Here is a 6,787-nt window from a genome sequence, read left to right on the forward strand (position 1 = left end):
GCTTTGAGGGCGATCTTCGTCATCGAGACGATGCGCTCGTGCTCGGTGGGGATGCGCCCTGTCGTGGGGTCGCGGGTCACGTCTCCGATGGTGAAGATGCCGAACTGCATGGCCGTCCCTTCCCTAAGTAATTTAAGAATCAACTATATCAACCGCGGGGAGGCCGGGTGTATTCCAGCACCCGCCCTTTGGCCAATGCCGAGCGGTGTGAGACCGGTGAGAACCACGCCTTCGGTTACACGGGTCAAATTTCGGTCGGCGGATTACGCCGAGGCCGGATCCGCGTATTGGGCAGCGCCGGCGCCGGCAGTCTCGGCGTCGGACCGGCATAACCCTCGACGCGGCCGAACTGCTCGGATTCGCTCTGCCACGCGTCGCGGAAGGCGACGATTTCGTCGTGACTGCGGCCCACGAAATTCCACCACATGACGATCTCCTCACCGAAGGGTGCACCGCCGAGCAGGATCACCCGGGCGGGCTCGTCTGCAGGGTTGCCCAGTCTCACACGGTTGGTGCCGGTACCCAGGTAGCCGAGTTCGGCCCGACCCAGTGCGGTATCGGCAAGCGTGACCGCGCCGGTGTCGACCAGAACGCCGTGCTCGAATGCAGGGTCCACATCGAGCTCGACCGTCGCATGTGGCTCGAGGGTGAGTTCCGCGCCGAGTAGCGGCGTGAACGTTTCGACGGGCGAGACGCTTCCGGCAAGCGAGCCGAGGAAGACCCGAACCGACGCTCCGCGGATGGAAAGAGGTTCGGGTGCATAGTGCTGAAAGTTGCGCGGGGCACCGCGAGACCGGTCCGGTAACGCCACCCAGAGTTGGACACCATGCAGAATCGTCGTCCGCGCGGTGGATACCTCCGAGTGGCAGATACCGTCCCCACCGGTCATGAGGTTGAGCTCACCGGGGCGCACCATCGCGTGCACACCGTGACTGTCGCGGTGCTCGATCTCGCCGGTGAACAACCAGCTCACCGTCTGCAAGCCGGTGTGCGGATGCGGAGCGACGTCCATACCGCCGGTGGCCGACACATCGTCGGGCCCGTAGTGGTCCGCGAAACACCACGCGCCGATCAGCGAACGCCCCCGCTGGGGAAGCGTGCGTCGAACGGGCATCGCCCGTGGACCACCGAGCGGAACCTCCCGGGAGGTGATGACTTCCACGCGGGGACGGCCTGCGATCGTCCCCGGTGCGGGACCCTTCTCGCAGACCATCTCGACCGGATCGGCGTCAAGGTTGCTCACGAAAACTCACTTTCACAACGTCAGGAGGCGAACTCGGCTGCGACGTTCGCGACGCGGGTGGCCATGTGATCGAGCGCCGCGGCCGTCACGTCCTCGAGTTCATTCTGGTTGTTCGGGCCGGTCACGTGGCTGACTCCGTACGTATTGCCATCGGCGAACTTGGTGTAGCGGCCGGTCGTCATCCTCCGAAACCTGCAGTTTCAACTGCCTCTTCCACGGTAGCTCAACTAATTGCGTTGTCAACTATTTTCGCTATGCTGGGGGAATGGAAAATACGCGATGGCTCACCGACGAGGAACAGCAGACCTGGCGCGCGTACCTCGACGCCACGCGACTGTTGCTTCAGACACTCGATCGGCAACTCACCCGCGACGCCGGCATCTCCTTTACGGATTTCGAGCTGCTCGTGGTTCTCTCCGAAGCGCCGCAACGACAGCTGCGAATGCGCGAACTCGCCGATGCGATGACCACCACACGGAGCGGGGTGACCCGCGCGATCAGCCGACTCGTCGAGGCCGGCTGGGTCCGCCGAGTCGAGTGCGAGGACGACAAGCGCGGAATGCTGGCCGAACTCACCGACGCCGGCGCCGACAAATTGGCCTCCGTCAGCTCCGGACACGTCGCAGCCGTCCGCGCGAACATGTTCGACCTGCTCAGTCCCCGGGACGTGACCGCCTTCGGACACGCGTTCGCCGAAATGCGTACCCATATGCTCCACAATCACACAGCGAGCCGTCCCGAGCAGGCGTCAACATGAGCCACCAGCCGCGCGTTCCGGTCGACAAACAGACCCCGAAGGTCTACCGAGCGCAGGTCGCCGTCGCCACGGCGATCCGTCAGGCCGCGAAAGACGCCGGACTGGACCGCACACTCGTCGAATTGATCAACATCCGCGTGTCGCAGATCAATGGCTGTGCGTACTGCCTGGACGTACACGTAAAAGCCGCAGTCGCGGCGGGCGAGTCCGCTCGGCGCTTGGCCGTGCTCCCCGCCTGGCGGGAGACCGCGTTGTTCTCCGATCGCGAGCGGGCAGCCCTCACCCTCGCCGAGTCCATCACCACTCTCCCCGCCGCCGAGACGCAGGAACGGGACTATGCCGCTTCCTCGCAGATCCTGTCGGCGGACGAGCTCTCGGCCGTGAGCTGGATCGCGATCACCATCAATGCCTTCAACCGTATTTCCATCGTCAGCAGACACGAGGTAACGCCATGACGCCTTTCGAGGTCACCGAGAATGCCGCCGAGAATCGGTACGAACTCAGGGTCGAGGGACAACTCGCCGGATTCACCGCGTACCTGAAGAAGCACGACGATTTTCGCGACATCACCGATCCGATCACGCCGGCCATCTTGTCGTTGCTCGGCAGCCCCGAAGCATAGTTTTTCAGATTTAGTTGACGAAGCAACCAATGGCGTCTAGTGTAGTAGTTACGAGTTCAACTAGTTGCGACTCGTCCACAGACCTTCATCGCTAGGAGCACACATGACCGCCGCCACCACCACATTCCCCGGCCTCACCGCAGGCACCTGGGCAATCGACACCGTCCACTCCACCGTCGGTTTCTCGGTCCGCCACCTCATGGTCAGCAAGGTTCGCGGCACGTTCAACGACTTCACCGGCGCGATCACCGTCGCCGCGGACGGCACCGCTGCAGTTACCGCCGAGATCAAGGTCGATTCCATCGACACCAAGAACGCCGACCGCGACGCCCACATCAAGTCGGCCGACTTCTTCGACGCCGAGAAGCACCCCACCGCCACCTTCAAGTCCACCGGCGTCCGCGCCAAGGGCGACAATTACGTCGTCGACGGCGAGTTCAGCCTCCACGGCGTGACCCGTCCCGTCGAGCTCGCCCTCGAGTTCAACGGTGTGAACGCGGGCATGGGCAACGGCCCGGTCGCGGGCTTCGAAGCCACCACCGTCCTCAACCGCAAGGACTTCGACATCAGCATCGACATGCCCCTCGAAGGCGGCGGCGCTGTGGTCGGCGACAAGATCACGATCACCCTCGAGATCGAGGCCGGCCTTCAGGCCTGAGTCACTCCTGACCGATCCGCAGACCCTCTGTACGCGTCGCACCGCTCGGTCGCGGTGCGACGCCTACGAACGAGGCGCGGATCACGGGGTCACCGATCGTCTCGGGCCGCGGTCTCGTCCGTGGCCAGTGCGAATTTCTCGAGCTCCGCGACGCTGTACGCCGCGTAGTTCGCGTACTCCCCGCGACCGGTGAAGTACGGGGTCAGCTGCCCATCGAGCTCTTCGATGGAGAAGGCGGAACCCGCTGCGTCGAAACGGGTTTCGACCTTCGGCGCCTCCATCAGTGCCACCATCTTGCCGTAGACGACGAAGACCTGTCCGTTGATCTCCTCCGACGCGGGGGAGGAGAGGTAACGGACGAGGGTGGCCACGCGCTCGGGGGAGAGGGGATCGAGTCCTGCCGACGTGTTGTCGTTTTCCCCGAAAGCCTGCGCGGTCATGGCTGTCCGCGCGCGGGGGCAGATCGCATTGGCGCGAACTCCATAGCGCGACAAGCCCTGTGCCGTCGACAGTGTGAGCGCGGTGATCCCCGCCTTGGCGGCCGAGTAGTTGGGCTGGCCCGCGGACCCGAACAGGAAGGCCTCGGACGACGTGTTGATCACGCGCCCGTACACCGGACCGCCCGCATCCTTGCTGGTCTGCCGCCAGTGCACCGCAGCCGCGTGGGAGGTTGCGGCATGACCCTTGAGGTGGACCCGGATCACGTCGTCCCAGTCGGATTCGGTGAGGTTGAAGATCATCTTGTCGCGAATGATTCCGGCGTTGTTGACCAGAATGTCCATCGACCCGAACCGGCTGACGGCCTCGTGAACCAGTCGTTCACCCAGCGACCAGTCGGAGACGTCCCCGGTGACGGCGATGGCCCGGCCCCCGGCCTCGGCGATCTCTGTGGCCACCTCGTGTGCGGCGTCGCCCATGTCGTTGACGACGACCGCCGCGCCGGCCGCGCCGAGGGCGAGGGCCTCCGCGCGTCCGAGTCCCGCGCCGGCGCCGGTGACGACGGCGGTGCGGCCGGCCAAACTGAGTGATTCCGCCATGTTTTCCGACTCCTGATTCTTCGGTCAATAACTAGATTTCATTCTAGTAATTGCGCGGCGGTGGTCGCGGTGGCCGTCTCGCTCACCGGAACCGCCGAACCGCATATCAGTGCTGGGGGCGCACTCCGGCAGCGAGGAGGGCACGTGCTTCCTCGCTGCCGTCGAGCAGGCGATTGGTCCGGCGCGTCACCTTCCACTGCCCGTCGATCTTCGCCAATTCCCAGCGATTCGCGCTGATGCGGTGGACACGGAAACCATCGTCCTCACGAATGATCAGCTGTGACTTACACGTGGCCACCGCGGTGTCGCCGTCGAGGAGAATGTGACCCGGCTCGAGTATGTGCGCACAGCCGGCGCCGATCCAGCCCTGGTGAGCCTTCGACTGCACCATCGCGATGATCTCGGCGTGACCGCGGAGCAGGCCGGTGTCGACGTCGTACACGCCGTCCGCGGCCCACAGCCGGGCCACGGCTTCTGCAGACCCGCTGTCGACGGCGGGGCCGTACGCGGTCATCAGCTCGATGATCGCCAGCTTGTCCTCGAGAACCGTCACCCGATCGGCGAGCGCCCGGATCAGGGCATGGGTATCTGTGGCGGTGTCGGTCATGAACGGTCTCCTTGTTCGGCGGGAAGTGCTGATGGTTCGGCGGGAAATGCTGCGGCGGCAGCGGCGAACTCGGCGCCCACCTCGTCGCCGAGGTGCCGGAGCGCTTCCAGCTGTTCGCAGTAGTGGGTCGCACCCGTGGAGGCGAGGGTGGCGCTGAGGATCGTGGTGCCGGCATCGCGCCTGGACTCGAGCGCGCGAAGGACACGGTCGCGTGCTCCGATCGGATCGAGAGGTGCACCGGCCCCGAGTATCAGGTCGAAGCCGTCGGGGACCTCGACCTTGCCGAGCATGGTGCGCAACTGGTCGAAGGTGAGGCCGAAGGGAACCCACCCGTCTCCCGCGTCGACCGCCCGTCGCAGGGAACGCAGCGTACGGCCGCCGATCCACAGCGGCACCCTGGACTGCACGGCGTGCGGCTTCACGACGAAGTCCGCGTAGTCGTAGAAGCTGCCGTGGTATTCGGGAACCGGCTGTGACAGCGAGGCCCGGAGTGCCGCGATGGCGTCGTCGGCCCGCGCCCCGCGATCCTCGAACGGTGCGCCGAGTAGGTCGAACTCCTCGCGCAGGCTGCCCACGCCGAGCCCGAGGACGAGGCGTCCGCCGCTGACGACGTCGAGCGTGCCGTAGCGCTTGGCGATCTCGAGAGGGTGGTGGTATCCGAGCACCAGCACCTGGGTGGCCAGCCGGATCTGCTCCGTACGGGCCGCGAGGTAGCCGAGAGTGGCCAGCGGATCCCAGTAGGTGGCGCCGCGCTCGGCTTCCACCTCGGCCGGCACGGCGACATGCTCACTGCAGGTCACGTGGTGATATCCGAGGCGGTCGGCGGTTTCGGCGATCTGCGCCAGCTCCGCGATACCGGCGCCGCGCTCCCAGTCCGCGACCACGGCGGGATGCTGGATGACGATGGGTGGCGCTATTCCGATGTGCATCTGTTCCTTGCTCCGCTCGAGTAGGCGCCCGGTTGTTCCTCACCCGTTTGTAGCCCAGTGCGCGACCCGGAGCCACGAGATTCCCGATCACCGGGCACGGCCCGTGTCGGGATTCGTTCGGTGATTCCGTTCCCAACAGCCGCGTAGGCTGTTATTTTAAGAATTCATTTCAGTTTTCTGTCGGGTGAAACCGTGTGACCAGGATATTTTTGGAGGCATCGATGACTGTCATCGAATCGGAAACCGCACAGTCGGCACCCGCAGCGAAGCGTGACGTACCCCCGTCGATGGTGGAACGGATGACCCTCATACTCGACGCCTTCGACGGCCGCACCGCGCGGCTGACCCTCGAAGAGGTGGCCTGTCGCACCCGGCTGCCACGTTCCACCGTGCACCGGATTCTCGATCAACTCGTCCGGTTGAACTGGGTGGACCACGCGAGCTTCGGATATTGCCTGGGCCGCCGTGCCATCGGTCTGGCCGGTGGAGAAAACGGGCACAGCCAGGTGCGCGCCGCCGCAGCGCCGTTGTTGCACGAACTCAACATGCAGACCGGATTGGTCGTGCACCTCACGATCCTCGACGGCGGGGACAGTGTGTACCTCGACAAGATCGGCGGCCGCAGGGCCGCAGCTCTGCCGTCCCGCGTCGGCGGGCGTGCTCCCGCATACACGACGGCCGGGGGTAAAGCGATGCTCGCCTGGGTGGAGCCCGAAGAGGTCGACGATCTCTATGGTCGGCGCCTCGACCGCAGGACGGACCGCACGATTTCCGAACTCACCACGCTGCACCAGGAACTCAACCGGATCCGGCAGCGCCGGGGTCTCGCCTTCGAACGTGGTGAGGCGGTGCCCGGGGTGGGCTGCGTCGGCGCCGCGGTACGGAGCGCGGACGGCCCGGTGGCCGCGATCTCGCTGTGCGGCGACGCCCGCAC

Annotated in this window: 9 protein-coding genes and 2 pseudogenes; 5 read left to right on the forward strand and 6 right to left on the reverse strand. The window is 65.4% G+C overall.

The annotated features are described in order from the left end of the window. From WAW17_RS15310 to WAW17_RS15320, 3 genes and pseudogenes are all read right to left on the reverse strand, one after another. A pseudogene (locus tag WAW17_RS15310) lies at positions 1–110 on the reverse strand (5,10-methylene tetrahydromethanopterin reductase); the annotation flags it as partial. A gap of 134 nt (positions 111–244) precedes the next feature. Further along, the gene (locus WAW17_RS15315; protein ID WP_422333810.1) at positions 245–1,213 is read right to left on the reverse strand and encodes a pirin family protein; all 969 of its coding nucleotides are present in this window, start codon (positions 1,211–1,213) and stop codon (positions 245–247) included. 50 nt (positions 1,214–1,263) lie between these two features. Continuing rightward, positions 1,264–1,404: pseudogene (locus WAW17_RS15320) on the reverse strand (NAD(P)H dehydrogenase); the annotation flags it as partial. Between the two features lie 104 nt (positions 1,405–1,508). Here WAW17_RS15320 and WAW17_RS15325 point away from each other — a divergent pair. The 4 genes from WAW17_RS15325 to WAW17_RS15340 all read left to right on the forward strand — a co-directional run bounded on the left by WAW17_RS15325 (position 1,509) and on the right by WAW17_RS15340 (position 3,280). After that, positions 1,509–2,000 carry a MarR family winged helix-turn-helix transcriptional regulator gene (locus WAW17_RS15325; protein WP_422333802.1) on the forward strand — a complete coding sequence of 164 codons (492 nt, stop codon included), beginning with the start codon at positions 1,509–1,511 and terminating at the stop codon, positions 1,998–2,000. After that, positions 1,997–2,455 (forward strand): carboxymuconolactone decarboxylase family protein, encoded by a 459-nt coding sequence (locus WAW17_RS15330; RefSeq protein WP_422333803.1) that lies wholly within the window; start codon positions 1,997–1,999, stop codon positions 2,453–2,455. The genes WAW17_RS15325 and WAW17_RS15330 overlap by 4 nt, the downstream gene beginning before the upstream one ends. Continuing rightward, complete coding sequence (locus WAW17_RS15335) at positions 2,452–2,622, forward strand: hypothetical protein (RefSeq protein ID WP_422333804.1); 171 nt, start codon at positions 2,452–2,454, stop codon at positions 2,620–2,622. Before WAW17_RS15330 ends, WAW17_RS15335 begins: the two co-directional genes overlap by 4 nt. A 103-nt stretch (positions 2,623–2,725) precedes the next feature. After that, positions 2,726–3,280, forward strand: a complete 555-nt coding sequence (locus tag WAW17_RS15340; RefSeq protein ID WP_422333805.1) for a YceI family protein — start codon at positions 2,726–2,728, stop codon at positions 3,278–3,280. Positions 3,281–3,369: 89 nt separating this feature from the next. Here the strand turns inward: WAW17_RS15340 and WAW17_RS15345 are convergent, their stop codons facing one another. The 3 genes from WAW17_RS15345 to WAW17_RS15355 form a co-directional block, all read right to left on the reverse strand. Then, the gene (locus tag WAW17_RS15345) at positions 3,370–4,317 is read right to left on the reverse strand and encodes a 3-oxoacyl-ACP reductase (protein ID WP_422333806.1); all 948 of its coding nucleotides are present in this window, start codon (positions 4,315–4,317) and stop codon (positions 3,370–3,372) included. Positions 4,318–4,423: 106 nt separating this feature from the next. After that, the gene (locus WAW17_RS15350; protein ID WP_422333807.1) at positions 4,424–4,924 is read right to left on the reverse strand and encodes a nuclear transport factor 2 family protein; all 501 of its coding nucleotides are present in this window, start codon (positions 4,922–4,924) and stop codon (positions 4,424–4,426) included. Then, entirely contained in the window at positions 4,921–5,853 is a 933-nt protein-coding gene (locus tag WAW17_RS15355) for an LLM class F420-dependent oxidoreductase (RefSeq protein ID WP_422333808.1), read from the reverse strand. The genes WAW17_RS15350 and WAW17_RS15355 overlap by 4 nt, the downstream gene beginning before the upstream one ends. Positions 5,854–6,074: 221 nt before the next feature. Here WAW17_RS15355 and WAW17_RS15360 point away from each other — a divergent pair. After that, a partial coding sequence (locus WAW17_RS15360) for an IclR family transcriptional regulator (protein ID WP_422333809.1) occupies positions 6,075–6,787 on the forward strand: 713 nt, incomplete at its 3' end.

Origin of the sequence: Rhodococcus sp. (in: high G+C Gram-positive bacteria) (assembly GCF_049286785.1) — a bacterium.
Taxonomy (GTDB): Bacteria; Actinomycetota; Actinomycetes; order Mycobacteriales; family Mycobacteriaceae; genus Rhodococcus_F.

Excerpts from the sequence above, each read along its gene's own strand:
- WAW17_RS15315 (WP_422333810.1), bottom strand. The coding sequence starts at position 1,213 with ATGGTCTGCGAGAAGGGTCCCGCACCGGGGACGATCGCAGGCCGTCCC.
- WAW17_RS15325 (WP_422333802.1), top strand. The coding sequence starts at position 1,509 with ATGGAAAATACGCGATGGCTCACCGACGAGGAACAGCAGACCTGGCGC.
- WAW17_RS15330 (WP_422333803.1), top strand. The coding sequence starts at position 1,997 with ATGAGCCACCAGCCGCGCGTTCCGGTCGACAAACAGACCCCGAAGGTC.
- WAW17_RS15335 (WP_422333804.1), top strand. The coding sequence starts at position 2,452 with ATGACGCCTTTCGAGGTCACCGAGAATGCCGCCGAGAATCGGTACGAA.
- WAW17_RS15340 (WP_422333805.1), top strand. The coding sequence starts at position 2,726 with ATGACCGCCGCCACCACCACATTCCCCGGCCTCACCGCAGGCACCTGG.
- WAW17_RS15345 (WP_422333806.1), bottom strand. The coding sequence starts at position 4,317 with ATGGCGGAATCACTCAGTTTGGCCGGCCGCACCGCCGTCGTCACCGGC.
- WAW17_RS15350 (WP_422333807.1), bottom strand. The coding sequence starts at position 4,924 with ATGACCGACACCGCCACAGATACCCATGCCCTGATCCGGGCGCTCGCC.
- WAW17_RS15355 (WP_422333808.1), bottom strand. The coding sequence starts at position 5,853 with ATGCACATCGGAATAGCGCCACCCATCGTCATCCAGCATCCCGCCGTG.